Source organism: Calothrix sp. NIES-3974 (assembly GCF_002368395.1).
GTDB lineage: Bacteria > Cyanobacteriota > Cyanobacteriia > Cyanobacteriales > Nostocaceae > NIES-3974.
Genome location: NZ_AP018254.1, coordinates 2,791,868 through 2,818,154, shown reverse-complemented (window position 1 = coordinate 2,818,154; position 26,287 = coordinate 2,791,868). Strand labels below are relative to the sequence as shown.

20 protein-coding genes are annotated in these 26,287 nt (G+C 40.2%); 11 read left to right on the top strand and 9 right to left on the bottom strand.

The genetic code is table 11. The features are described from left to right. Positions 1-13: 13 nt before the first annotated feature. Both CDC37_RS11190 and fldA read right to left on the bottom strand, forming a co-directional pair. The gene (locus CDC37_RS11190) at positions 14-682 is read right to left on the bottom strand and encodes an alpha/beta fold hydrolase (RefSeq protein WP_157780714.1); all 669 of its coding nucleotides are present in this window, start codon (positions 680-682) and stop codon (positions 14-16) included. A gap of 238 nt (positions 683-920) precedes the next feature. Continuing rightward, the gene (fldA, locus tag CDC37_RS11185; RefSeq protein WP_096621967.1) at positions 921-1,433 is read right to left on the bottom strand and encodes a flavodoxin FldA; all 513 of its coding nucleotides are present in this window, start codon (positions 1,431-1,433) and stop codon (positions 921-923) included. A gap of 501 nt (positions 1,434-1,934) precedes the next feature. Here fldA and CDC37_RS11180 point away from each other — a divergent pair. From CDC37_RS11180 to CDC37_RS24720, 4 genes are all read left to right on the top strand, one after another. After that, complete coding sequence (locus CDC37_RS11180) at positions 1,935-2,165, top strand: hypothetical protein (protein WP_231943388.1); 231 nt, start codon at positions 1,935-1,937, stop codon at positions 2,163-2,165. Between the two features lie 40 nt (positions 2,166-2,205). Further along, on the top strand, positions 2,206-4,971 hold the full coding sequence (locus CDC37_RS11175) for a TonB-dependent receptor domain-containing protein (protein WP_096621964.1): 2,766 nt from the start codon (positions 2,206-2,208) through the stop codon (positions 4,969-4,971). Positions 4,972-5,175: 204 nt separating this feature from the next. Next, on the top strand, positions 5,176-5,673 hold the full coding sequence (locus tag CDC37_RS11170) for a hypothetical protein (RefSeq protein WP_096621963.1): 498 nt from the start codon (positions 5,176-5,178) through the stop codon (positions 5,671-5,673). An 87-nt stretch (positions 5,674-5,760) separates the two neighbouring features. Then, the gene (locus tag CDC37_RS24720; RefSeq protein WP_096621962.1) at positions 5,761-5,958 is read left to right on the top strand and encodes a hypothetical protein; all 198 of its coding nucleotides are present in this window, start codon (positions 5,761-5,763) and stop codon (positions 5,956-5,958) included. A 140-nt stretch (positions 5,959-6,098) separates the two neighbouring features. Here CDC37_RS24720 and CDC37_RS11160 read toward each other — a convergent pair whose 3' ends face one another. Then, positions 6,099-7,436, bottom strand: coding sequence for a pentapeptide repeat-containing protein (locus tag CDC37_RS11160; protein ID WP_096621960.1), 1,338 nt, complete (start codon positions 7,434-7,436; stop codon positions 6,099-6,101). Between the two features lie 585 nt (positions 7,437-8,021). On the opposite strand from CDC37_RS11160, the gene CDC37_RS11155 reads away from it, so the two are divergent. Beyond that, a complete protein-coding gene (locus CDC37_RS11155; RefSeq protein WP_096621959.1) occupies positions 8,022-11,285 on the top strand; it encodes a DEAD/DEAH box helicase in 3,264 nt (1,087 codons plus the stop codon). A 67-nt stretch (positions 11,286-11,352) separates the two neighbouring features. Continuing rightward, complete coding sequence (locus CDC37_RS11150) at positions 11,353-11,550, top strand: hypothetical protein (protein WP_096621958.1); 198 nt, start codon at positions 11,353-11,355, stop codon at positions 11,548-11,550. 81 nt (positions 11,551-11,631) lie between these two features. Here CDC37_RS11150 and CDC37_RS24210 read toward each other — a convergent pair whose 3' ends face one another. The 3 genes from CDC37_RS24210 to CDC37_RS11135 all read right to left on the bottom strand — a co-directional run bounded on the left by CDC37_RS24210 (position 11,632) and on the right by CDC37_RS11135 (position 15,355). Then, on the bottom strand, positions 11,632-12,273 hold the full coding sequence (locus CDC37_RS24210) for an IS630 family transposase (protein ID WP_197707004.1): 642 nt from the start codon (positions 12,271-12,273) through the stop codon (positions 11,632-11,634). Then, the gene (locus CDC37_RS24890; RefSeq protein ID WP_096619923.1) at positions 12,186-12,578 is read right to left on the bottom strand and encodes a helix-turn-helix domain-containing protein; all 393 of its coding nucleotides are present in this window, start codon (positions 12,576-12,578) and stop codon (positions 12,186-12,188) included. The genes CDC37_RS24210 and CDC37_RS24890 overlap by 88 nt, the downstream gene beginning before the upstream one ends. 74 nt (positions 12,579-12,652) lie before the next feature. Continuing rightward, a complete protein-coding gene (locus tag CDC37_RS11135) occupies positions 12,653-15,355 on the bottom strand; it encodes a CBS domain-containing protein (RefSeq protein WP_096621956.1) in 2,703 nt (900 codons plus the stop codon). Here CDC37_RS11135 and CDC37_RS11130 point away from each other — a divergent pair. After that, positions 15,354-15,659, top strand: coding sequence for a hypothetical protein (locus CDC37_RS11130; RefSeq protein WP_096621955.1), 306 nt, complete (start codon positions 15,354-15,356; stop codon positions 15,657-15,659). The genes CDC37_RS11135 and CDC37_RS11130 overlap by 2 nt on opposite strands. A 30-nt stretch (positions 15,660-15,689) precedes the next feature. Here the strand turns inward: CDC37_RS11130 and CDC37_RS11125 are convergent, their stop codons facing one another. Further along, the gene (locus tag CDC37_RS11125) at positions 15,690-16,205 is read right to left on the bottom strand and encodes a molybdenum cofactor biosynthesis protein MoaE (protein ID WP_096621954.1); all 516 of its coding nucleotides are present in this window, start codon (positions 16,203-16,205) and stop codon (positions 15,690-15,692) included. An 846-nt stretch (positions 16,206-17,051) separates the two neighbouring features. Here CDC37_RS11125 and CDC37_RS11120 point away from each other — a divergent pair. The 4 genes from CDC37_RS11120 to CDC37_RS11105 all read left to right on the top strand — a co-directional run bounded on the left by CDC37_RS11120 (position 17,052) and on the right by CDC37_RS11105 (position 23,288). Beyond that, the gene (locus tag CDC37_RS11120) at positions 17,052-19,874 is read left to right on the top strand and encodes a hybrid sensor histidine kinase/response regulator (protein WP_096621952.1); all 2,823 of its coding nucleotides are present in this window, start codon (positions 17,052-17,054) and stop codon (positions 19,872-19,874) included. 541 nt (positions 19,875-20,415) lie between these two features. Further along, a complete protein-coding gene (locus tag CDC37_RS11115) occupies positions 20,416-21,600 on the top strand; it encodes an alpha/beta fold hydrolase (RefSeq protein ID WP_096621951.1) in 1,185 nt (394 codons plus the stop codon). A 339-nt stretch (positions 21,601-21,939) separates the two neighbouring features. Beyond that, positions 21,940-22,572, top strand: a complete 633-nt coding sequence (locus tag CDC37_RS11110; RefSeq protein ID WP_096621949.1) for a ParA family protein — start codon at positions 21,940-21,942, stop codon at positions 22,570-22,572. Continuing rightward, positions 22,572-23,288 carry a hypothetical protein gene (locus CDC37_RS11105; RefSeq protein WP_096621948.1) on the top strand — a complete coding sequence of 239 codons (717 nt, stop codon included), beginning with the start codon at positions 22,572-22,574 and terminating at the stop codon, positions 23,286-23,288. Before CDC37_RS11110 ends, CDC37_RS11105 begins: the two co-directional genes overlap by 1 nt. A gap of 220 nt (positions 23,289-23,508) precedes the next feature. Here the strand turns inward: CDC37_RS11105 and CDC37_RS11100 are convergent, their stop codons facing one another. After that, a complete protein-coding gene (locus CDC37_RS11100) occupies positions 23,509-24,519 on the bottom strand; it encodes a TIGR00341 family protein (protein ID WP_096621946.1) in 1,011 nt (336 codons plus the stop codon). Between the two features lie 410 nt (positions 24,520-24,929). Continuing rightward, positions 24,930-25,967, bottom strand: a complete 1,038-nt coding sequence (locus CDC37_RS11095; RefSeq protein ID WP_096621944.1) for an AI-2E family transporter — start codon at positions 25,965-25,967, stop codon at positions 24,930-24,932. Positions 25,968-26,287 lie beyond the last annotated feature (320 nt).

The following is a 26,287-nucleotide window of genomic DNA, read 5'->3' as shown; positions in this document are numbered from 1 at the left end:
CATTTTAATTGGACTAGAAGGATAATTTTTGCAAAATATCCGGGTAATGGTTTCTCCAAAAATTCAGAATATTTTTACCAGTTTTTTCTGGAAAGAAAAAATGAAAAAAATGATTACCAGATTCACATTGCCAAAAAATATCCCCCGGTTTGAGAATTTTTGACCAACCACCTAATTCTGCATCTGTTAAAATGGCATCATTTTTACTGCTACACACCATTAAAGGTACATCCACATTACCCGGTGCTAAACTCATGGTTTTGTACAAAGAATGGTGGGAGGGTGCTTGATCTAAATCCATATCTATAGACAGTATCAAAGAGTTAAGGGAATAGTCTTTAACTTGATTACCAAATAAGGTTTGAGCAGTATGGATTAAAGCACGTTCCCTGCTAATATTTAGAAGATATCTTTTATTGTAGTAATAAACATGCCAAGTATAACCAGTTTGGTAAGCGACTGATAACAAAGTTAATGTCTGAACTCGTTGGGGATAGGAGCGTGCAAATAGGAGTGCGATCGCACCATTAATTCCATGACCAATTAGGTGGAATTTATGATTACTAGATTTGATAAAATCATACAATAATACAACAGTTTTTTCTATACAACTGCCTTCATCCAAATCTTGTTTATACTCCCAAATACCAATACGAACGGAATTAGATAGGTAGTTAATCATAGGCAAATCAAAACGCTTTAGACTCGGATTTGTGCTTAACCATAAGACATCAAAAGCTACCATAATTTACTTGGTTTAAAATGATGAAAATTACCAGAGAATATTTTTTATTTTTTATATCTCTGGTAAAAGTATTATTGAAATTTATCAGCCCAATATCATCAATGGAAAAAAACTAGCATTTCACATAAATAAAAACTTAGATACACCCAGACATCAAAATAAACTAGAAAATAAATTACAGTGCGAGTTCTTTTTTCAATTGATTAACCCAATTAATCACTCTTTCTTCCGTCAAATCAGACTGATTATCCTCATCAATCGCTAAACCACAAAACTTCCCATCTCTAACCGCTCTAGACTCATTAAAATCATATCCATCGGTAGATGTATAACCAATTAATTCCGCTCCCCTTTTGGAAATCTTCTCTTCTAAGATTCCCATTGCATCTTGGAATGAATTAGAATAACCAACTTGGTCTCCTACTCCAAAAAAAGCTACTTTCTTTCCAGAAAAATCAATTTCATCCAATTCCTCAAAAAAGTCTTCCCAATCACTTTGTAACTCACCGACATTCCAAGTTGAACTACCAATGATTAAGTATTCATAATCACTGAAATCTGCGGGTTCAGCTTGTGATATCTCATGTAGCGCAACAATATCACCACCAAAGACATCCTTAATCATCTCAGCAACACTCTCAGTTCGACCTGTAGTCGTTCCGTAAAATAAACCGATCTTTTTCTTCATCATCCATTCTCCAAGAAATAGAATTGCTAGTCTGTTTGTTTCCACATACGTTGATGGTTGTGTTGTGATTGGGAAATCCCTAGACAACCAGCTTAATGATATTTTATTTCAATATAAGACATATCTATAGTATCAAATCTTTTAAAAAAAATTGTCAATACTATTACACTTAAATACTAGAAAATAACTTTTATACTGAATACGGGTAATTCCTCCATAAATGCAATACAGATAACATTGATTCTGAGGATAGGTAGGAAAGGAAGCTCTAGACCCTTACTATCCAAACCACCCTATCAAAGCTACCGTTTGCTAATTTTAACCTCCGACAACAGCTACAACTGGAAAAATGAATAACCTGTAAATAATTGAAATAAATTCTTAACAAATATGTGATAAATATAACACTAACCCAAAAGTAACTTAGTTATATTTGCAATAAGCTCCATCTTCTAGGGAAGAGTAATGCTAGCTATATGCTTTATATGTTTTTGGGTATTTATGATGGCTATGTTTTCCTTGAGTGTGATTAAAGCATCTAAGGAAGCAGCGATTAACTTGAAAAAGTTACATGAAATACCTTGCTATCGATGTGACTTTTATACTAGAGATCATCGGTTGAAATGTACTGTACATCCGTTGACTGCTTGTTCGGAAGAAGCTCTTGGATGTTTAGATTTTGAACTGAAAAGAGCTAGTGAAACGACTTCCCATCGAAGATGGGAGAAGTAGCTGAATTAATTTTTGTGAATTTACTTAGTGAGGATGAGTTGTGAACTTGCGTTTCTTATTTTTCAGTGCTGCTTTGCTCAATTTATGTTTTATTCAGTCTACGTCTGCTCAATTCATTAGAAATGAAGAGAAGCAGCAAAATGATTCGATTAACTTAATCAATTTAAAAGTTTCTACTCCAGATTTATATTTAGTTCAATCTCCTATTGCAATCACTGGAGTCAAGATAAAAGGGATTGATGATGCAGTTGAATTATTTTTAGAAACGGTAGCGTCTAATAAATTACAGACAGTTATTAAGGGAGAGGGTAATTCTCTGATTGTTGATATACCCAATGCTCGATTGCAATTAAAAGCTGAAGAGAAATTAGTTTTCTTAAAACCGATGGAGGGAATCGGGGAAATTCGAGTGCTTCTGCAGGACAGAAACAGCATTCGAGTGATAATAGTGGGAGAAAGAAGTAGACCACAAGTTGAATTATTTGATGACGACAAAGCATTAATTTTCCAGATTAAATCTACAGTTGCTAATAATCAAGTTTCTAATTCTCAAGCAACTCCAAAAGTAGAAACACCTTCCATTTCCACAACAGCTAATAATACAACTAATAATCTAGCTGTAAATCAAACTTTACCATCTCCAACGACAGATAAAGTTGAAAATTCTCCTTCCGTAAAAATTAATACTAATGCATCGGAAAAAGAATCTGTATCCGATAATGAAACAATTGAATTAGTGGTGACAGCAACACGTTCTGAAGAAAATCTCCGTGATGTTCCCCGAAGTGTAACTGTAATTACTAACGAGCAGATTCAAAAATATTCCGGTGCTGGACGCAATTTAAGTGATATCCTAGGGAAAGAAGTTCCCGGTTTAGGTGTCGGAAATAATAGTAATGGGGAGTTTTTTCAAACTCTACGGGGACGTTCTCCTTTGATATTAATTGATGGTATACCCCAAAGCACAAATCGTAATGTTTCCCGGAATTTGAGAACTATTGATCCGAGTATGGTGGAGAGGGTAGAGATTTTACGCGGACCAACTGCATTATATGGAGATGGTGCAACAGGGGGTATTATTAATATAATTACCCGCAAACCAACGGAAGACCAGGTGGTTTATTCCTTAGAAACAGGCGTCACAACCTCCCTTTCCCATTTAGAAGATAGTTTAGGAACTAGTTTTAAATTGAGTACTTCTGGAAAAGAAGGTAATGTTGATTATTTTGTGAGTGCAGGTATTGAAAAAAATAGTGGTTTTTTTGATGCTGAAGGTGATCGGATACCTCCTGATTTACCCAGTACCCAAGGTAGTCTTGCTGATACCACCGCTTTCAGTTTATTCGGGAAAATTGGTTGGAATCTTGGAGACCATCGCTTACAATTTACCGTTAATCATTACAATACCCAGCAAAATACAGAATACGCAAGTGACCCATCGGTAAATGCATTTCCACTACAAGCTCAAAAAGCAAGAACCCGTCGAGGTTTAGAACTATCTACCCAACCAACTACTCGTACTACCCAGTACACCCTGGAATATCAACATCCCAATTTATTCTGGAATAGTACTGTAAACGCTCAATTGTATTATCGGGATTATTTTACTCGGTTTTCTCCCTTTGATGGGGGAACCAGTATTAGAACTCCTGAAGGGTATCGGATTTTTCAATCCCAAGTTGATTCGGAAAAATATGGTGGTCGTATATCTGTGAATACCCCTATAGTTAAGGATAGTTTGAGTTTATTAACAGGGGTGGACTATTCTCAAGAGGATGTGGTACAAAATTTGCTAATTTTTGATCGGAATGAGTTTGTAAGTAGTGGTGGTCTAAGGTTTCGACAAATCGCAAATATACGTCCTTGGACTCCTCCCTTAACCCAAACAAACTTGGGTTTATTTACTCAACTTGCTTGGAAACCAGTGAATACGCTAACTATTCGTTCAGGATTGCGTCATGAAAATGTGAAGTTGGATATTAATAATTTTCAGACCATCACGGGAGTTAATGTTGCTGGTGGAAGTTTAAAATATAGTCCGACGCTATTTAACTTTGGTGCTGTTTATAATCTTACAAATAATATAGATATTTTTGCTGATTTTTCCCAGGGTTTTTCTGTTGCAGATGTGGGTGTTTTCCTGCGACAAATATCTCGACCAGGACAATCTGTTAATAGCATTAATCCTGAAGGACAAACCCTAGATAATTATGAAGTTGGAATTCGCGGTAATTGGAATCAGCTTCAAGCTTCCTTATCTGCCTTTTATAATATGTCAGATTGGGGTACAACCATTGACCAGAACACTTTAACTCGGGTACGCGCTCCCGAAAGATTATACGGTGTGGAAGCAACTGTGGATTATCAACCTAGCAGTAAATGGAAGTTGGGAAGCACTTTTAGTTATGTGGAAGGGGAAAATGATACGAATTTAGATGGGATTTATAAAGCGTTGAATACTCAACGAATTCCACCTATTAAAGTGACTGCTTATCTGGAAAATGAAACCCTACCAAATTGGACAAATCGCCTACAATTATTATACACAGGTAAACGCGATCGCGCTTTTAATGAAATCAATGACCAGGGAAGAAGGGTTGATTTAGTCAGCATTGAACCAACTTTTACTCTGGACTTGCTTAGCAGTTTGAAGTTAGGTCGAGGAACCTTGAGTTTAGGAGTTTTAAATTTACTTAATAGTCAGTACTTTACACCAGCTTCCCAATTGTTACGAAATGGTCGTAATGAAACCTATACAGCTGCTCCTGGTCGAGCTTTAATGCTGCAATATGCTGTCGATTTTTAATTTCTGAAACTTTTAGGGAATAGGGAGCAGAGAGTTGGGAGTAATATACACACAAGCTATGGGTAAATATACGATTAAATAGACGATAAAGTTATTTTTGTCACATTAACTCTAGGTATATAAACCCCTGGAATTTATTGAAATTTATTCTCAACTGTTTTATACTACGACTAATCTAAACATCATCAAATACTAATTGTAGCCATGTCAGATACCGTAACAAATCGCAAACAATCGAATCCAGAGTGGCAGATGCATATTGAATGCGGTAATGCGAATATGCAATCAGGACGATATCCGCAAGCTCAAGCAGCCTATCTGCGAGCAATGGAAGTGGCTGAAAAGCTTTTGAGTCAAGCTTTATCCCAGCGTAACGATATGGATGCGATTCACGGGTTTGTGATTTCTTGTCAGAATTTAGCGGAGAGTTATTGCATCATGGGTGCGGAGAAGGAGGCGGAGAGATTGTTGTTGAGAGCGCATCAGAAAGCTTTAGAATTGATGGAAATGGACAATATGTCGATTCAGTTTAGGGCAGAAGCCTACAGGGCTTTTCAAGCAACCTTGATAGAGCTAGTAGAGTTTTATCGGCGTACAGAATGTCATGAAAAAATGGCAGAGAAGATTACGGAATCTAAGTTGTCCGCTCATAATTTCTTGCAGAAGATTTATTGTTTATTTGAAAAAAATTTGCAGAATTAATTTATAGGCGTAGCAATGCGTGTAGAGACCTAGCATCGCTACGTCTCCACGCAAGGATGCAACGATAATTTTGGTTTTTGCCTATCGATGTATCGCAATCGCATTTCTCATCAAGCTTGTAAAACAGTGCTATTGATGGGGGGTTCTCAAGTTAATTGCTGGAGGGGTAAATTTATTGTGGAAACGAATATTGGTACTTTTGGTGGCAATGGTACGTGGATGATTAGTTTAACTTGGGAGAAATTAATACTGATAGTTCTAGATGAATTTACTAATGAGTTTTGAATATTTTTTTGGATATCTTGATTGGAGTCAGTCCCCCATGTGGTTTGGACACAAGCAAACCATGAAAAACTCATTCCCACTATCTATTTTCAAGTGAGGGTATGATGCAAAAGGTTGGTAGATACCCCTCAAGGAGAATTTTAGAGTTCGCCAAACATCACCTGTGTAGATTGGGATTTAAAGTTTTTTACCCCTGTCAAAATAGCACCTTCCCAAATTGCTGCGGTGAGATTGACATCTAAAAGGTTTGCACCCATAAAATTTGTTTGGAACAGATTTGCTGTTTCAAAATCTGCTTTTTTAAAGTTACTACCCATCAAGTTTGCTGCACTTAAATCTGCTTCTTTGAGGGTAGCATTGCTAAAATTAGCAAAGTAGGCTTCTGCATACTGAAGTTTAGCTGCATTCAGATTAACCTGCTGAAGATTTGCACCGTTTAAATTCGCACTTTGCAAGTTTGCACCAATTAATCCGGTTGCTTGTAAATTCGCTTTACCTAACTTGGCTCCTTGCAGATTTGCTAAAAATAATTTTGCTGCTTGTAAGTTGGCTAATCTTAAATTGGCTGATTGTAAATTTGCCTTATATAAATTAGCTCCTTGCAAATTTGCACTACGTAAACTTGCACTCTGTAAATTTGCACCTTGGAGATTTGCACCGCAAATCCAAGCTCGGTTAAGATTCGCATTACTCAGATTTGCAGAACGAAGATTCGCTTTGTGGAGATTGGTTTCATACAGACTTGCTCCTACTAACTGGGAATCATCTAATTCTGCACCGCGCAAATCTGCACCACGCAAATCTGCACCACGCAAATCTGCACCACGTAAATCGAGATTGTTGCAGTTCGCACCCCTTAAATCGGCATGGGGAATCTTGACGTTTCGTAAATCTAAGAGCTTATTTGTCGGATCTAAATTTATATCCCGTCTCCCGATGACGGTGAGTGCAGCTTGAATATCGACGGGGAGGGGGGGTAATTCGCTTGTTTGCTGATCCCATTCATCTATTTGTTTGCACTGTTCCCGCAAAAATGCACTCAGTATTTCCATTACCGTCCAATGTTCTTTTACGGACTCATGGGCAACCTGCTCTAGAGAATAAATTGCTCCTGCACGGGTAGCTGTGTATTCGTTTCCTAACTGGGAAACCGCAGTCATAAATCGGTCAGCAATCAAACGCGATCGCATGACTTCCATATTTCGCTGGTTAATTTCATTACTCCTTTCCGTCGCGATCGCATTTTTGATTTCTGCTTCCGCGCGTTTGGCTGTGTAATAGGCATTAACCATGACCGCAATTCCTAAAAAAAAGGTTGCGGCGGAACTTATTCCTTGGGCTACAGAGTCGAATTTGGCTTTTTCTGATACCCGCTCACTCCGTGAAAACGCAACAAAAAACAGAGATGGCGACACAATAAACATCATTGCGATCGCAATCAACTGACTTTTTAATGCGTCTGTCTTCCTTGCAGACATACTTTTTGTATTCCTCAAAACACTGAGTTTTTAAGTATATATTTGGAACACAGAGTATAGCATTTATCCAAGATTTGCAACATCTGCTAAGTTAAACAATCATGATTGCGGATTTCTCACAAATTCCGAAATCACAGGCATCCCTACCTTGTCCCACAAAATTTTGGACAATTATTATATTGGGAATCCCTGACTCGTGAGAAATGCAGGTTAAGCAGACAATTTTAGATGCTCAAATATCTGAAAATTGTGTACAATAGGGGGTAGTATGCGGATGCTAGTACAGATTAGCGGAAACATCCAAACTATTTATCTGGTGACTATGCTCTGCGTGGTCATCCACCAGGCAAGAGCCTCCCATCCTTAGAGTTCCCACACAGAGCATGGGAACTAGGGAAACATGCTCGGAAAATTGTGTATAATGGATAGTATGGTGCGAGTATTAGTGCTAAATTCTTCCCTACAGCGTTTTCCAAGACTCAAGTTAGCTCGAACCATCCCAACAAACTAAAAAATTATCCCATCCATCCGAATAGCTGTATATTGTACCTTCGGGTGAATCTCACATCTCAAATCCATTGACACATGGCTGTTTTGCACGGAACTTGGTTGGGTGAAAGTAACCGTAATTACCTGTTTATCTGGGGGGAAACTTGGCGCTCCCCTGATGAGATGGTGATGGGGGAAAGGACGCAAATTCAACCTCATCCCCTCTCAATGTCGATTCCGGAATTGGGTGCATGGTTGCCAACTTTGAAGTTAAAGTTACCAGAGGCGATTTCTCCGACTCCAGTGGGTGGGACGGGGGAAAACAAAGCTACAGCAACAACCAATCGCATCCGTAAGCGTTCCACGAACCAGACGACAACTAGTAATATTTCCTTCCCATCGGTAACGGAAGTTGTGGGAATTCCCAGTCGCTGGACAGGTGGGGTGGATAATTTACCTGTACCGATTCATTCATCAACTCCCCTAGAATCCCTTGATTTTGCCAATATAGACCTATTCCCTTGGCAGATAGAGGGGATTTGTTTAAAGGGAAATGATGCGATCGCATTTTTGCATTCTTTACCCTTGAATCCCACCCCGGAACAGGGATTTATTGGTAGTGATTTACGGTTTTGGTCCCAGGTAGCTAGGTGGAGTTTGGATTTAATCGCCCGGTGTAAATTTTTGCCTAGTTTAGAACGGATTCCCGGCAGTGGAGCAGTTGCCAAGTGGAAGGCAATTATTGATAGTGCAGTGGATACGGCTCGCTTAGAAAAGTTTGGGCAACGGATGCCTTTAGGGTGTCGGTTTATTAATTTATTTGCGGAAAATACAGATAAAGAAAAGAGATTACATCTCGATTATCCCCCCCCACCCCAATCATTAATCCAGGGGTTCCTAGATGGGGCTGTGGATGTTCAGATTCGGCAGATGGTAAGTTCCCTTTCCACAGGGGAAACGCGGCTTCTAGCAGCCTTACCGCTGGTGGTGCGGCAATGGTTGCATAATTTAACTGTATCAGCAAATCCCTTGGTAATGGAAGCCCTGGGTGCAGAAAGGTTGGCAGGGGTTTTGAAAGCTTGGACTATGCCCCTGGAATACCAATTGGCGGGAAAAAGTTTATTTAGAACTGGTTTCGAGTTAAAAACACCCCCCCAGGGGAGTAATACTTGGAAGCTGGCTTATTTTCTCCAAGCCACCGATGATGTTAACTTTCGGGTGGATGCGGCGACAATTTGGCAACATCCCCAACCCAGTTTTGATTACCAGGGACGGACGATAGAACAACCCCAGGAGACATTTTTACGGGGATTGGGTTTGGCATCACGGTTATTTTCACCCATCGCCGACAGTTTAGCAACCCAGTCCCCTGTGGATTGTGAGTTAACTCCTGTCCAAGCCTACGAGTTTATTAAAACAGTGGCTTGGCGGTTAGAAGATAGTGGATTGGGAGTGATTTTACCACCATCTTTAGCCAATCGGGAAGGTTGGGCAAACAAATTAGGCTTAAAAATTACAGCCCAAACCCCGAATAAAAATCAGGTGACAACGGGGTTAAAAAGCCTGTTAAACTTTAAATGGGAATTAGCCATTGGTGGGCAAACCCTTTCTCAGCAGGAATTTGACCGTTTAGTTGCCCTCAATAGCCCCTTGGTGGAAATTAACGGCGAATGGGTCGAATTGCGATCGCAGGATATCAAAACAGCCCAATCTTTTTTTGCCAATCGTCAACAGGGGATGAATTTATCCCTGGAAGATGCTTTACGCTTGAGTACCGGGGATACCCAAACCATCGAAAAGTTACCCGTAGTTAGTTTTGAGGCTTCCGGAGCGCTCCAGGAATTAATCAGTGCCTTAACTAATAATCAAACCATTGCCACCCTCCCCCCACCGAAAAATTTACAAGGGGAATTACGTCCCTACCAAGCTAGAGGTGTTGCTTGGCTGTTATTCCTCGAACGCTGGGGTTTAGGGGGATGTCTTGCCGATGACATGGGTTTAGGTAAATCTGCCCAATTTATCACCTTTCTTCTGCATCTGAAGGAAGCCGATAAGTTAGAAAATCCCACTTTACTAGTATGTCCCACCTCCGTGATGGGGAACTGGGAACGGGAAATCAAAAAATTTGCTCCCATCTTCAAAGTTTGGCAATACCACGGTGATAAACGTCCCAAGGACAAAAAATTTGTCGAAATCGCCCAAAAACATGATATAGTTATTACCAGTTATCCTCTGGTTCCCCGTGACCTGAAAACCCTACAACAGGTAAAATGGCAAGTAATCGCCCTTGACGAAGCCCAAAATATCAAAAACCCTGAAGCCAAACAATCCCAAGCCATTCGTCAACTACAAGCCGATTTTCGTACCGCATTAACCGGAACCCCCATCGAAAACAGATTACAGGAACTGTGGTCAATTTTAGACTTCCTTAACCCCGGTTATCTCGGTGACAGACAATTCTTCCAACGTCGCTTCGCCATCCCCATCGAAAAATATGGTGATACCTCCTCCCTCGGACAACTGCGATCGCTCGTTCAACCATTTATTTTGAGAAGACTAAAAAGTGATCGCACCATCATCCAAGATTTACCGGAAAAACAAGAAATTACCGAATTTTGCGGTTTAACCTTAGCTCAAGCTGATTTATATCAACAAATCGTGGAAACCACCCTCACGGAAATCGAAGCAGCTGAAGGAATCCAGCGTAAAGGAATGATTTTGGCATTAATTACCAAACTCAAACAAATCTGCAACCATCCAGCACAATACTTAAAACAAAATCGCATTGATAGTAGCAATTCCGGAAAACTGCAACGACTGGAAGACATGCTAGAAGTAATTATCGCCGAAGGAGACCGCAGTTTAATTTTTACCCAATTTGCCGAATGGGGAAAACTCCTCCAACCCTACCTCGAACAGCAACTCAACCGCGAAATCTTCTTTTTATACGGAAGCACCAAGAAAAAAGACCGGGAAATCATGATTGACCGCTTCCAAAACGACCCCCAAGCACCTCCGATTATGATATTATCCCTGAAAGCTGGTGGAGTTGGTTTAAATCTTACCCGTGCCAACCATGTCATCCACTTTGATAGATGGTGGAACCCTGCGGTGGAAAATCAAGCTACTGACCGGGTATTTCGTATTGGTCAAACCCGCAACGTTCAGGTGCATAAATTCGTTTGTAGCGGTACACTCGAAGAAAAAATCCACGACACCATCGAAAGTAAGAAGCAATTAGCCGAACAAGTTGTTGGGACAGGGGAAGATTGGTTAACAGAACTGGACACTGACCAATTGCGTAATTTGTTGGTGTTGGATCGAAGTGCCATTATTGAAGAAGGAGAAGAAGAAGATTAAATTAGGATTTTGGGATTTTGGATGTTATTCCATAATCCTACAGAATTTTGTTTGTAGAGACGTAGCAATGCTACGTCTCTACGCAACGATCATAATTCAATACGGTTATTTAGGTGTAGATATCTGTAATCGCAGAAAATCCCGCGATCGCATCACTACAATCAACCACCCCGAACCGAATCCTGTACTAGATGGATATACTGTCGAAATTACCGGTAAAATTGCATTTTGTATAATGCGATCGCACTACAACACCACCCAGTAGAGACGTAATATATTACGTCTCTACAAAATGGATGTGTTGCAAATATTTTTTGGGTAAATACAAATACAGCAGATTCGAGGTTTATGAGGTACAGTAGCAACAATTAGTAAACCAATTTTTTAGATGCTTTGGATCAACTAATGTCAGTGCAATTTTAATTAAACCATCAACTACAGATGCACTTTTAGGAGAAAACTGTTTTAAGAACGCTTTTAATTGTGACCACCAATGTTCAATTGGATTAAATTCAGGGGAATAAGGAGATAGATAAAGAACACTTGCTCCTACAGATTCAATCAAAGGCTTAATCTCTTCGACTTTATGTGCTGGCAGATTATCCATTACAACGACTGCACCAACCCATAATTGTGGAAGTAAAAAATGCTCTACAAAAACTTTATAAGCTTCTCCATTCATTGAGCCATTTAAAGTCATCACAGCTAAGACTTTTTTGAAGCTAATTCCTCCAATTACACTTATTTTTGCACCTCGGTAATATGGTTTAAAATCATAAGCTCTACTCCCGCGATCGCTTCGAGCATGAGTTCTAGTCAAACCAAGCAAAACACCCATTTCGTCTATAAACACAAGGTTTTCTGGGTCTATGTGTTTTACTTTCTCCCAATATTCTAATCTCAGTTTTTGGACTCTTTCTGTTTTCGCTTGGCTGCTACGTAAAGTCTTTTTTTTCGAGTTAATTCTTGTTTTTGCAATGCACAACACATCACACTTGCACACACCCAAATGTTATATTTTTCTCCAAAATACTCGCAATATTCCAATAAAGTTAAATCCGGGTAACTTTGAACCATTTCTGCTAATTCGCTACCGTAATCATCTAGCTTACCCTTCATTGCTCCACCTTGCTTTTTGGGTTCTAGATGCCCTTCCAATCTTTTTTGCCTGATTAGCTTCTGCACATAGCTTTTTGCTATACCAAACTGCACAGCTACTCCTCGAATTGATGTATCACCCTTTTCGTAAGCACTTACTATTTTTTCTCGTAAATCGATTGAGTAGGGTTTCATTTTAATTTTTGATGCACTAATAACAAGTGTACCTCATTTGCCTCGAAAGTGCTGTATGAATTGAAAATTCATCCTCAAGACTCAGTAAGGGGATATTTCTGTTGCAAATAACTCTCAGCAGAAATTTTATCTGTAATTAATCCGTCTAGGGTTGCAGCTAATAAATCATCCAGAATCCGTTTAAACAAAGGACTGGGTTTGTAACCTAATTTTTTCAAATCATTGCCATTTAACACAGGTTGAATTGGTCGTAAAACGGTAAAATAATGCCAGATTTGTTGACGAATGGGACGGGGAGTTTGCAAAGCAATTAAAATCAACATTGGTAGGTCGTAGCGTCGCAGAGTTCGGACGATGTGACTAGGTTGGTGGGTGGTAGATAAATCGGTAGTTACAGATGAAACCGCATCCTGTAGCTGACGCAACCGGTTGATGCTATCTTCTGGAAGCTGCAACTGAATCGCTACCGGGGAACGATATTCTGGTTCCAAATGCGCAATTAACACTTCTAACCGAATTTGCCAATCAACTAAACTTTCGCTGTGCTGGAATTTCTGTAAACACCTGTGGACCAAACGCATTTGTCGCAAAAGTTGATGATTGAGTTTGAGGGTGGGATGAATACATTGAAGTGCATCTAGCTGAGATAATAATTCTAACGCTTTTTGCCAATAGGAAGCCTGCAAAATTAACTTTAATTCAGCTTTGAGACGGGTTTGCAGGGCTGGGGTTCTGCGGTTTTCACGGGTAGTCCGGTAAAAAACACCACTATTGACCGCATAGCGAATATAGGCTTCCGTCTGCGGTTCAATGGTAAAACCGAGACGGGTGGCAAATCTGACACCGCGATAGATGCGGGTGGGGTCTTCAATAAAACTATTGGCATGTAAAACCCGAATTTGTTTATTCTCAATGTCAATAATGCCACCAAAAAAATCCAGTAATTCCCCACTTCGGGGAGAAGTTAACCGCAGGGCGATCGCATTAATCGTAAAATCTCTTCTGTATAAATCTTGACGAATTGAACTGGCTTCCACCTCCGGGTTGGCGGCGGGATAGGGATAAAATTCGGTGCGAGCTGTGGCAATATCTACCCATAATGAGTCAAATTCTGGGTCTTTGTGCCATAATAAAGCGGCGGTTTGGAAGGCTCCATGAATATCTAAACGTGCTTGGGGATACTCAGTTTGCAGTGCTTTGGCGAGTTCCACCCCCGCTCCCACATCCGCAGCACGGTGGAAACCGTCAACCACTAAATCAATATCTTTAATTAGTAATTTTTCCTGACTATCTCCCGCCAATAACATATCCCGGACAGCACCCCCCACCAAGTATAAATGCCATCCCCGTTGACTAGCTGCTTGGGAGGCTTTAACTAATAATTGCCATAGTTGGGGTGCAAGACGTTTTTCCGGATTGTAGGTTGATGGGGGATAATTGGTGCTGGGGTGGGTGGTATTTTGGTTTTGACGATTAGCTTGATGGAGTTCCCGTAAAATATCTGTCCGGGTGACAATCCCAACTAATTGTCCCTTTTCGATGACAGGTAAGCGACCAATATCATAGGTCACCATCAAAGCCTCAATTTGTGGCAAACTGGTATCGGGACTAATAGTGTGGAGATTCGTTGTCATGTAACCCTTGACGGGTGCATGACTAAAACCGTGGTGGAGAGCAATATCAATGTCCCGTCGAGAAATAATCCCCACCAGTTCACCTTGACTATCCACCACCGAAAGTCCAGAATTACCGTATCTTAATAAAATCCGTTGAGCTTCAGCAATGGTGGTTTCCGGACGAATTGTCCGCACCGGGGATGACATTAAATCCCTCGCAGTTGGTGGTTGGGGAATATCAGCTTTGAGTTTGTCAATTAATTGATGGATAATAGCCTGCGCATCCACCCCCCGTAAATTTAAAGATGCAGCTTGGGAATGACCACCACCCCCAAATTCGGCAAATAACTCCCCCAAATTCACTCCCGAAATTTGCGATCGCCCAATTAAACTTAATCGCATATCCCCTTCCCGCAAAGGAAATTCATGGGCTAAAAGTAAAGTATCAATTTCAGCAATCGAACCCAACTGGGAAGCTAAACTAGATAAACCTGGGACAAAACTCTCAGTCCGCAAAATCACCCAGGCAATTGTATATCCCCTAACACATAAATATTGCAACTTTTCCAAAGCCGTTTTCAGCAAAGCCTGCAAGGGAACCGACAAACCAGGGTCAAGATACTCATTAATCACCTTCAAATTAGCCCCCTGACCCATCAACCATCCCAAGGCGATCGCATCCCTAGAAGTAGCCTGTTCAAAGGTCAGGGAACCCGTGTCAACATGAATACCTAAAGCCATTGCGGTGGCTTCAATGGGGGAAAGTTGAATTTGTCGGCGTTGAAGCTCCTCCACAATCATAGTGGTGGTTGCACCGACCTGATCTAAATATACCTTCGTCGCCGGAATATCCCCATCCTGTTGGTGATGGTCATAAATAATCACCTCCTCCACATTCGGTAAATCCAACCATTCCCCAGCAGCACCAATGCGATCGCGATTTTGAGTATCAACAATCACCAATGAGCGAATTTGCTTCGGATTTACCGACCGACGCTCCATCAACGGATACTCATCCCGGTGCAATGCCAAAAAATCCCGCACCGGTGGATGAGCACCACCAGTTAATACGATTTTACTACCAGGTAAAATCCGCGATAATCCCACTGCCGCACCAAGTGCGTCAAAATCAGCTGTTGTGTGGCAAAGGATTAAGTCCATGAACGGATTTGGGATTTTAGATTTTGGATTGAACCCAGTAGAGACGACCCGTCGGGTCGTCTCCGGAAACAACCCGTCGGGTCGTCTCCTAAATTTTGATAGATATTTAGTAGCACAGTTTCTCTTTGAGAGCGGTAGATATAAAACCAACAGGACTTATGCAAAGAAGATTTGTCCGCAGCGACCGGAATGCAGTTTCGGCAAGCAATCGCAGGATTTTCGTAATTACTTCGTCCTCCACACTCTGCGGGGAGCAAGCTACGTAGGTAATGACGCAGTGGCGTTACTTTTACGTCAGCCCTAACCAATTATTTTTTCCCTGCATCCTATAACCTTAACAATTTTCCTCGCAAGCACCAATACTCACCCAATTCGATGTGATAGTTCCCTGGGGGGTGCGGATATATTCCTTTTTCCAAATGGGAGCATTGTGTTTGAGGGTATCAATGGCGTAACGACAGGCTGCAAATGCTTCACTGCGATGGGGACAACCAACGGCGACTAAAACGCTAATTTCCCCTATCTCTAGTTTACCAATCCGATGGTGAATAATCACCCGATTGACATCAGGCCATTGTTCACGGATGGATTTGGCAATTTGCTTAAATACTATCATCGCCATCGGTTCATAGGCTTGATATTCCAAGTATAAAACTGGATTGCCTTCAGTTTGGTTGCGGACAACTCCACTCATTAATACAATCGCTCCATTACTATCGTCCCCAGCTTGAGCATACACCTCTGCTAGGGATAGGGGAGCAAAGGCGATCGCAAAACTGTCTCTGGGGTCAGATGCTGTTAATGGGCTAATTAATGGCAACTTGGGGGTAGATGGTTGACTGGAAATCATTGGTTTTTATTAATTTATGTTAATAACTATTCTGATTTATTTGTGATTTTTTGAACAATTGCGGTAGTATTTGAGACCCAGTGCCCTAATTGTCACCTGAGTGACATCATCCCACATATATTCATTCATAACTATGCATTTTTAAGTCTGTGATTCTAAATTTCGCTCTAGCAAAATTTTGTCAGTAAACTTAATATTTTGTTAACTGTGGTTTAAATGGGAGAAAAGGTACATTTGGGATGATGATTCTACGTGATTTTACGTAAATAAGAGGAAATAAGCTGCTGCCCAATAAATTTAATTTCACTTACTATATCTCTATAAACAGGTTTAAAAATTTTGTATTTGATGTTTCCAATGTTTATTTTGATTGATTTTAGTCCAAGTCTAATTCTCATGAGATTTATCCATATAAACTATGGTTAAGTTGATGAGAATGAATTATCAACCATCTACTAGTAGAAACGGAAATTAGAGGCAGATTTTCCATAGATTTGTAGGAATTAGGGAGAAAAACCGTCAGGTTGCAGAGAAGAGGTTGATAAACCCGATATATTGCATCTTTTTACCAAATCGGGGGAACAGGGAGTTGGGAGTGGGAAAAAATCACCGTCATAGGTTCTGGTGTATGCAGTTATCCACGAGAGGCTTTGTCTACATGATGGCTACTCCCCACTCCTTCTGTGTCAAGCAAGGGATAGGGATGTAGTCATGAATTTGATCTTAATGGGTGGGGGAATTTACCCCTAGCAAACAAAGTTTATTTTTGATATCGTTCCGGTGAGGGGGTATCAGGAGTAGCAAAATACCGGGATTGTCATAATTGAGCAAGCGTAGGGATATAGAATGAGCGCATTTGTATTGGACAACCAAGCAGCGCGAACAGCAATGCTGCAAAAATACCAAATTCTTGACTCACCCCCCGAACAGCCATTTGATGATTTGGTCAATTTGGCAGCACAGTTGTGTGATACACCAATGGCGATTATAAATCTGATGGATGGTGATCGCCAATGGTTCAAGGCTAAAGTTGGCATCGAAGTGGAGCAAGCACCAGCGAATGTGGGTTTTTGTCCCATCTGCGTAGCTTCCACCAAGCCTTTAATTATTCCTGATACTCTAGATGTACCTGAATATGCAGTATCACCCTTTGTGGTGGGGGAACCTTATATTCGCTTCTATGCGGGAGTTCCCCTAGTTACAGAAGAAGGGGTGATAATTGGGACTGTATGTGTGTTCGATAGCAAGCCTCATCAATTAAGTGTAGGCCAAATTGATGGTTTAACGAGAATTGCGCGGTTAATCATGCGTCAATTGGATTTGCGTCTGGGGATGGCAGAATTAGAAACTATCAAAGCAGAATATGAAACCGCAAAAACAGCATTGAAAAATAGCGAGTGTACCCTACTGAGCTTTTTTGATAATACCCCCATGATGATGGGAATTGTGGAGGTGACAGAAAACGATATTCTCCACATTTCCGATAACCAAGCGACCGCCAATTTCTTCGGTTTGACACCAGCAACAATGGCCAATAAATTTGCTTCCGAATTAGGAGTAAAACCGGAGATATTAAAGTTGTGGCTCCAGCACTACCACTATACCCTATCGACTGGAGAATCCAGAAGTTTTGAATATGTTCACAACATAGGTAATAGCCAACATTACTTTAAAGCCACCGTCACCTCCATTGGTTCCTGTTGCCATCCCTGTAATCGTTGTGCCTATGTGTTAGAGGATATCACAGCCCATAAACTGGCAGATTTAGAATTAGAATGGAAAGAGGCCCTACTAAGGTCAATGACGGATGTATCCCCCTTAGCCTTTTACGTGGTGGATAGCCGGACTGACCAAATTCTCTACTGCAATCAAAGATTTTGTGATATTTGGCAAATACCCTACTCCGTCACCGATTTGCAAGCTGGTAAATTATCCCATCAGGATGTGACGGCTAATTGTATGCATTTAGTTGCAGATGGGGAAGTATTTCGCAAATGTAACCAATCCTTTGAGAATTTGACCCATGCTCAAATTATTGAAGCCGAAATACCCCTGGTTGATGGCAGAATTATCCGTCATTTTGGCACACAAATTCGCGATCGCCATCATCAGTATTTAGGTAATTTATGTATTTTTGAAGATATTACCGCTCGCAAACGCCACGAGCAACAAATTCGGGAACAAGCCGCTTTACTGGATATTACCACCGATGCGATTATTCTTAGGGATTTATCCAATCGAATTTTACTGTGGAACCACGGTGCGGAAAAAATCTATGGGTGGGAAGCAGGGGAAGTTTTTGGTAAAAATGCCACCGATGTACTATTTCAGACACCAAAACCCGAATTAGCAGATATTTATAACCAAGTTCTGAAAGAAGGAGCTTGGCAGGGGGAACTACGTAAAATTACGAAAGCGGGTAAGGACATAATCGTTGAAAGTCGCTGGACATTGGTATTAGATGAGTATTTGCAACCCAAATCAATTTTAACCGTTGACACGGATATTACCCATGCCAAGGAATTAGAAAATCAATTTTTACGAATTCAAAGAATGGAAAGTATTGGCACCCTAGCCAGTGGGATTGCCCATGATTTAAATAATGTTCTCTCACCGATTTTAATGGCAACCCAGGTATTACAAATTAAAACCAATCATCCCGAATTAAAACCGATTTTAGAAATAATTGAAAACAATACCAAACGCGGAGCCAGCCTAGTGAAACAGGTACTTTCCTTCGCGCGAGGAATGGAAGGCGATCGCACTATTATTCAAATACCCCAAATCATTCAAGAAATTCAACAAATCATCGAACAAACCTTTCCAAAAACGATTAGTATCCAGACCGAAATTCAACCAGAACTGTGGCAAATATGCGGTGATTCCACCCAAATTCACCAAATTTTAATTAACCTCTGTCTCAATGCCCGCGATGCCATGCCGGAGGGAGGACACTTAAAAATTACTGCTAAAAATATTACTATAGATGAAAATTATACCCGCATGAACATTGAAGCCCGTGTCGGTTCCTATGTTCAAATTAATATCAGTGACACCGGTTGCGGTATCCCCAAAGACAAAATCGATCGCATTTTTGAGCCATTTTTTACCACCAAAGAATTCGGTAAAGGTACAGGTTTAGGTTTATCCACAGTTTTAGGCATCGTCAAAGGACATCAGGGATTCATCAATGTCTCCAGTCAAATCGGAGTCGGAACTATCTTTAAAGTTTACCTACCCGCGATGCAAACCCAACTTTCCCAAACCGTCGAACATCCACAGGTGATTACAGGTGCGGGGGAATGGATACTAGTTGTCGATGATGAACAGGCTATCCGGGAAATTACCCAGAAAACGTTAATTGCTAATAATTATCAAGTAATGGTTGCCAGTGACGGAATCGAAGCGATCGCACTTTACGCTCAACACAAAGATAAAATCCGCGCTGCCATTATTGATATGATGATGCCGAATATGGATGGTAGTGATACTATCCATACCCTGCGGAAAATGAACCCCTATCTACCAGTGGTTCTAGTCAGTGGATTGGTGGCCAGTAGTCAAATTTATCACAATATGCTGGATTCCCACCTCACCCAATTTTTAGCCAAACCCTATACGACCTCAGAATTATTAACAAAACTGCATTTGGTAATTCGTAATTCGTAATTCGTAATTACAAATTAATAATTTGCCTTGTACCCATGCTCAGAGTGGGTGCGGAATCTACGAGGCTCCTGCCTCGTGACCACTGGATGACCATGCAGAGCGATTTTGCCTTGTACCCATGCTCAGAGTGGGTGCGGAATCTACGAGGCTCCTGCCTCGTGACCACTGGATGACCATGCAGAGCGATTTATGCGTTTGCACTGCAACAAATTTATGACTAGTTAAAACGGCTGGAAACACCCTCTGGATAAGGATTATGAGATGGGCGATCGCTCCGAATCGTGAGAGTTACGGGTATTTTTATACATACCCATAATTACGTAGGCATAGCCTATTAAAAATTACAAATTAGTATACAAATTAGTAATTAATTGATTCAACCTCTGGTGAAAAGTAAACTACATTCCTGGGGTCATAATTACGTACGCGAAGCTTTACCGCAGGCTATTACAAATTACGAATTACAAATTATTCATCCTTTCCCGTAATCGCCAACAGTAGTCATGATGCATGTATATAGATGCTACTGGTATAAATTCCTATGACTACTAACTTGCTGAATGCTGTCACCCCAACCAGAGAACAAATTCAACACACCCAAAGCAGGATTGATGCTTACATTCAAAGTGTAGAAGCCAATCCAAACTTTCGTCCCGGTTCCACCCCCTACTATGGATTCCACGAAGCGGGACAACCCATCCAGGGTACAGTGATAATTTTTCATGGTTTTAGTGCTAAACCCACCCAATTAAAAGCACTGTCTGATTACTTATTTGCCAACGGTTTTAATTATTATCAAGCAAACTTAGCCCACCATACCCTACAACCACCAGCCAAATATTGGTGTCAAGTTGATTTAAAACCAGAAATTCTCAATCCTTTGCGGGAGAAAGTCAGACAAGACCCGGTATTACTAGAATATGTACGCAGTTTACCCGAAAATCCAGTTCAGTTTCTCCGTCCTTCAACAATGCAGCAAATTGGTATCGTCTCCCGATTACTATTGATTGAACCTCGTTTAGGAGAAATTGTCGCTGCGATTGAAAAAGATTACCACCGCAACTTTTCCCGCTATTATATTTCCAACCACATGGATTATTTGCGAGATGCTCAAGAAAGACTCGCAGAACTTGACCAAATGCCAGGGCCAATTTATGTGATAGGCTTATCAGTAGGTGGCGCGATCGCATTAGGTTTAGCGGCAGCCCAACCAAAACGTGTCTCCAAGGTGGTAGCCTACGCACCCCTGTTGAAATTATATGAACCAGCAACGGAACGCTATATTAATTTAGCAGGTCCATTGGATATTGCCGAAAAAAGCTGGAGTCCGGGAGAAAGTTTCCCCGTCGGAGCATTAACCGCAGCCGCAAAATACGGAGCTTTTGTGCGAGAATCCCAAAATATTCGTGCTTTGCGACAAGTACCCACCCTAATGGTATTAACCGAAAACGAAGATGCAGCCCATATTCCCACCAATATTAAGTTTTTTAATGATATTGGTGGAGTATCGAGGGGACATCGCTTTTATATGTATTCCCAAAGTGATTTAGTTCCCCATCCCTTCGCAGAACCGAATGTGAAAAGTCAGGGAATGACCAATAGATTTTGGCAAAGTTTATACCAAGAGACCTTGAGGTTTTTAAAAACCGGAGAAATTCAACCAGCAAATATGAACACCGTGGAACAGGATAGTAATTTACCAATAGTTCCTGGATTGGGTGTTTAAATTGGATTTGGATTACCAGGGGGTACGGATTTGTTTTCATACCTAATGCTTCATGTCATTAGTTCTGAGGGGTTTGTAGTAGTGGCTTTAGCGATGAAAAAGCATTAATATAAAGGCGCTATAAGCGCTACTATGAACCTTTTCCCACCCATTCAAAGAGAAACTGCGTTACTAAATATCTATCAAAATGACAAAATTGGGAGACGACCCAACGAGTCGTCTCTACCGGGTTCCATCTCAAATCCAAAATCAAAAATCCAAAATCCAATTTAGGGTATGAAATCCACAGACTAAAACACGGTATATTCAAATGAAGGCGTTGCATCGAGAAATCCGACCGTGGCGAAAATAATCGTGATTCTCAACGGGAAAGGCGGTGTAGGCAAAACAACCACCGCAGTCAATTTAGCTGCTACCTTCGCGGAAGATAGTCAGGTGTTGTTAGTCGATACAGATATTCAAGCTTCTGCAAGTTGGTGGTTTAAACGTAGTCAACAGGGGATGGGTTTTGACCTTTCCTTTGAAAAAGACCCTACACTTTTAAGTCAATTACGACGCATAACGAGTTATGATTTAGTTATCGTCGATACTCCTCCAGCTTTGCATTCATCCGCCTTACTCACAGTGGTCAAAAGTGCAGATTATCTGGTTTTACCCTCTCCTCCAGCACCGATGGATTTAACGGTGTTAGTGGAAACGGTTAAGTCCGTCGTGAAACCAACTGGAATTCCCCATCGAGTTTTATTGACAAAGGTGGATACGCGCTGTTTGGGGGAAGCAATCGAAGCCCAAAATACATTAATCAAGTTGGGAATTCCTACTTGTCATGCGTTTATTCGCATGTATAAAGCCCACGAACGTGCGGCTTTAGAAGGGGTTGCGGTGAGTCAATGGCGAGGCAAAAATGCACGGGAAGCGGAATCTGATTACCGCCGCGTTGCAGACGAAATACAGCGTGATTGGAGAAACTAATGGCTAGACAACGACGCATCACCGAATTAATTCAAGATGAGGTGGAAAAACCAAATAATCCTCAACCTGTGGATGGGGTGATTGATGTAACTGCAACGGATGTGGATAAAACAGAAGTTAAATCGACAAAATCGACGAAAAATGCTGTTAATAGTCAATCCCAAACCGTAGATAAAGCGACCCAAATCGATCCGGTGGTAGTGAAGGAAGTTATAAAGGAAATTATTGACCCGAATCCCGAATTAGAGGCGAAAATCAAACAATTACAAACAGAATTAAAGCAAGCTGTAGAGAATGCGATCGCACTCCAGGAGGAATTAACAAATACCAAGCAAAATCTCTCGGAACAAACTGCTGTATCGAGCAAGTTAGAACAGGAATTACAAACAGCCAAACAGGATGCTGTACATCTAGCAGCATCAAACCAACAACTTAGCCAACAGGTGGCGATATTAGAAGAGGAAAAAGCCGCACTCTTGAAGCAAATCGAAGCTTCTAAACCCAAACAATCATCCCATATCCAACCTTTAAAATCCCAACCCTCCACCCAAATTCAAAAGTCTACACCTGCTTCTCAACACGTACCCGTCCGTAAAACCGATCGAATATATCGCGATCGCTTTTTTGCTAGAGTTCCTCCCACACCCACCCCAAAAACAGAGGACGCAGAATCATCCGGTGAAAATTCAGGTAATCAAATGTGGTTGTTGGATTAGTCGTTTGTTGACAGTTAACTGTTGACTGTATTTGGCAAGTGGAGAAATCATACCAATTTGAAAACAGAACACAACAGATGAATTTTGTTTGTAGAGACGCAATATATCGCGTCTCATATTAGGTATGCGTTGCAAACATTTTTGGCATCGGTATTAAGCAAGGAGATATAATTCCCTGCAATTTAATAAAATTTAATAAATTGAGTATTTTCAAGAAAATCTACGGTGTCTGTTCCATATCTCCCCTCACTTCTTCAACTTGACCAACTTCAAAAATCAGCGTAAATTGTTGACCCATTTCTCGCTCTAAAAATTCTTCTAAAAGTTGGGCTTGTTTAGGTGTAATTGGTTCTTTTGTACGCACACTTAAGCGGATTTGGGGTGGATTTGCCAACCAATTTACACTGCTATTGAGCAACGTTACCCGTTGAAATGTAATAGTTTGATTTAATAAGGCTTGTCTGATACTAGCTTCTAATCTCACTTGTCGCACTAACTGGAAAAAACTGATACTTAGGGGAATAAAAAGTATGGCTGTAAACGCTAGTGTCCAAATTAAAGCTTGTCGCGCACGCTGAAAAGGAGTACAACCTGTAATTAAAAATGTCAACATACAAGACAGACTAATTCCCAATAAATTAGTCAGATAAAGTAGGGTTGCACCAGTAGCCAAAGAAAAATTTGCCTGGGATAAACCCAAACCAATTACACATATTGGTGGCATTAATGCAACTGCGATCGCAGTTCCCGCTAAACTCTCGGAAATCCTGGGTTCTACTTTGGCATAAGCGCTAATTCCTCCAGCTGCGATCGCAATTCCTAAATCTAGTAAAGTTGGCTGAGAACGGCTTAAAATTTCACTACCAAATTCTGGTAATGCCACAAATAATCCGATTAACCAAGCTAAAATTGTAGATAAAATAGTTCCAAATATAATTGCTGTTAAAGCTTGACGAAATAGGAAAATATCCCCCTCTAAAGCACCAAAAGCTAATCCCCGAATCGGTAACATTAAGGGTGCAATAATCATCGCTCCAATAATGACTGCCGCACTGTTAGATAATAATCCAAAGGTCGCAATTACACAGGAACCTATTAGTAATACCGTGTAGTTTTGATTGATTGTTGATTCGGCTCTCAGTCCGTTGTGCATCGCTTCTAATTGTTCTGGAGAAATACGTTTATTCTTGAAGTTATGAAAACGGTAACGAATATTATCGAAATTGAGCATGTTTGTATTCCTTTTATTTAATTAGGGCTTGCTGAAAAATAGTTAGACTTTAGATATCGTCAGCTATTGAGGCTATTTTGGCTGAAAAAAAGTGCAAATACATGGGTATATAAAACTTCAAAATCTGGCATTTGTAATTTTTTTGGGTCTTTTGAAAAGTGGAAGGGGAAAGCTGAAAAATATTCCCTACCCCTACTACAAGACTTATTCAGCAGACCCTAATTAATCGTATTATTAAATTATTTTTACTATTTGTGTATGAATGTGAAATCTAATTTAACTAAGTTATTATCTTGTTTATCTACTAATATAGTAATCCTATTTCAGTAGTGAAAATATCGGTTTTAGTTGTACCCTACGGGAAACAGGTGACTGTCAACGGTTAACAGTCAACGACCCTATATCTAGTTTTATGGTTCTGCCTTCAATTCATCCATTGCAAACAAACTAATAATTACCCCTGCAATCGGAACCGCAAAGAAAACTCCTACTAACCCAGCAATTTTTGCTCCTACCAACAAAGCGAAAAACATCACTACTGGGTTAATATTCAATGAGTCCTGCATAATTCGAGGCATGAGTAAATTCTCTTCCACCTGTTGTAATAAAATACAACCAACTAATACCTTGACACTTAACCATATTCCCTGGGGTAAAACAATTAAAGCCACAATACTAATTCCTAAAGTTGCACCAATTCCCGGAATAAGGTCAAAAACCCCTGCAATAGTTGCTAAAATCAAGGCAAAGGGTATTTGCATAATCACAAATACAATAAAGGCAGAAACTCCAAAAAATACCGATAAAATTAATCTCCCCCAAAAAAAACCTAAAAAGTTTTTTTGGATAGCAATTGTCAGGTCATTCCGTAAGTTTTCGGGTACTATTTTCAAGATAAAGTGCCATAAATTTCCACCATTTAGTAGCATAAAAAAACTGACTACAGCAATCAAAATTATATCCACAAGACTAGCAAAAATATTTTGAATCGTTTCTATGCCCACACCAATTCCTGCTAAAGCTTGATTCCGCAGTTGTGCTTCAATCGCACTCAAATCTACTTGCAGATTACGTTTTTGTAATAATACCTCCAATTGATCTAAAGAAGAAATAATGAAGTTGATAAAATCTGGAAACTGATTAATTAACTGTTGTGCTTGCGCTAAAGCTGTAAAACCAATTGTGAACGTAAAGCCAATGATAATTAATAAACTCACTAAAAATACGATAACAACTGCAACTATATGGGGTAAGAATCGCTGTAATAGTTTGACGGGATAATTCAGCATAAATGCAATTAATGCTGACAATGCAAAAATGATTATTACATCCGCAAAATAATTGAGGATTTGTACAATTGCCCAACCTAAAGCAAAAAGTAGTAGATAACGAACTAATTTCGTGATAGTGATTTTCTGTAATAAGTTTATAACTGTCGGCTTACCCATTATGCATATTCTTAAATTGGTCAGTGGAAATTTTCAATATTCTCAAACAAAATGTATTGTTTGGATTTAAAAAATCACAATATAATTTTATACACAGAATTTTTGTGTCATACTAAAAATAGTGTACCTCAAACCTGAAAATATTTTTGCAAATTTTCCAGAGGAACCAACCTATCTCTTGAAAATATCCTCAAGGAAAGACATTCTAATTTATTAATTCTGGTTAGCCGATCTTAATATAACTAGGGTCTGGGGAAAAAGTCTTTTCATGGGGTTAGGGAATAGTTTCAACCCCATAATTCCACTTTTCATTTCTACCT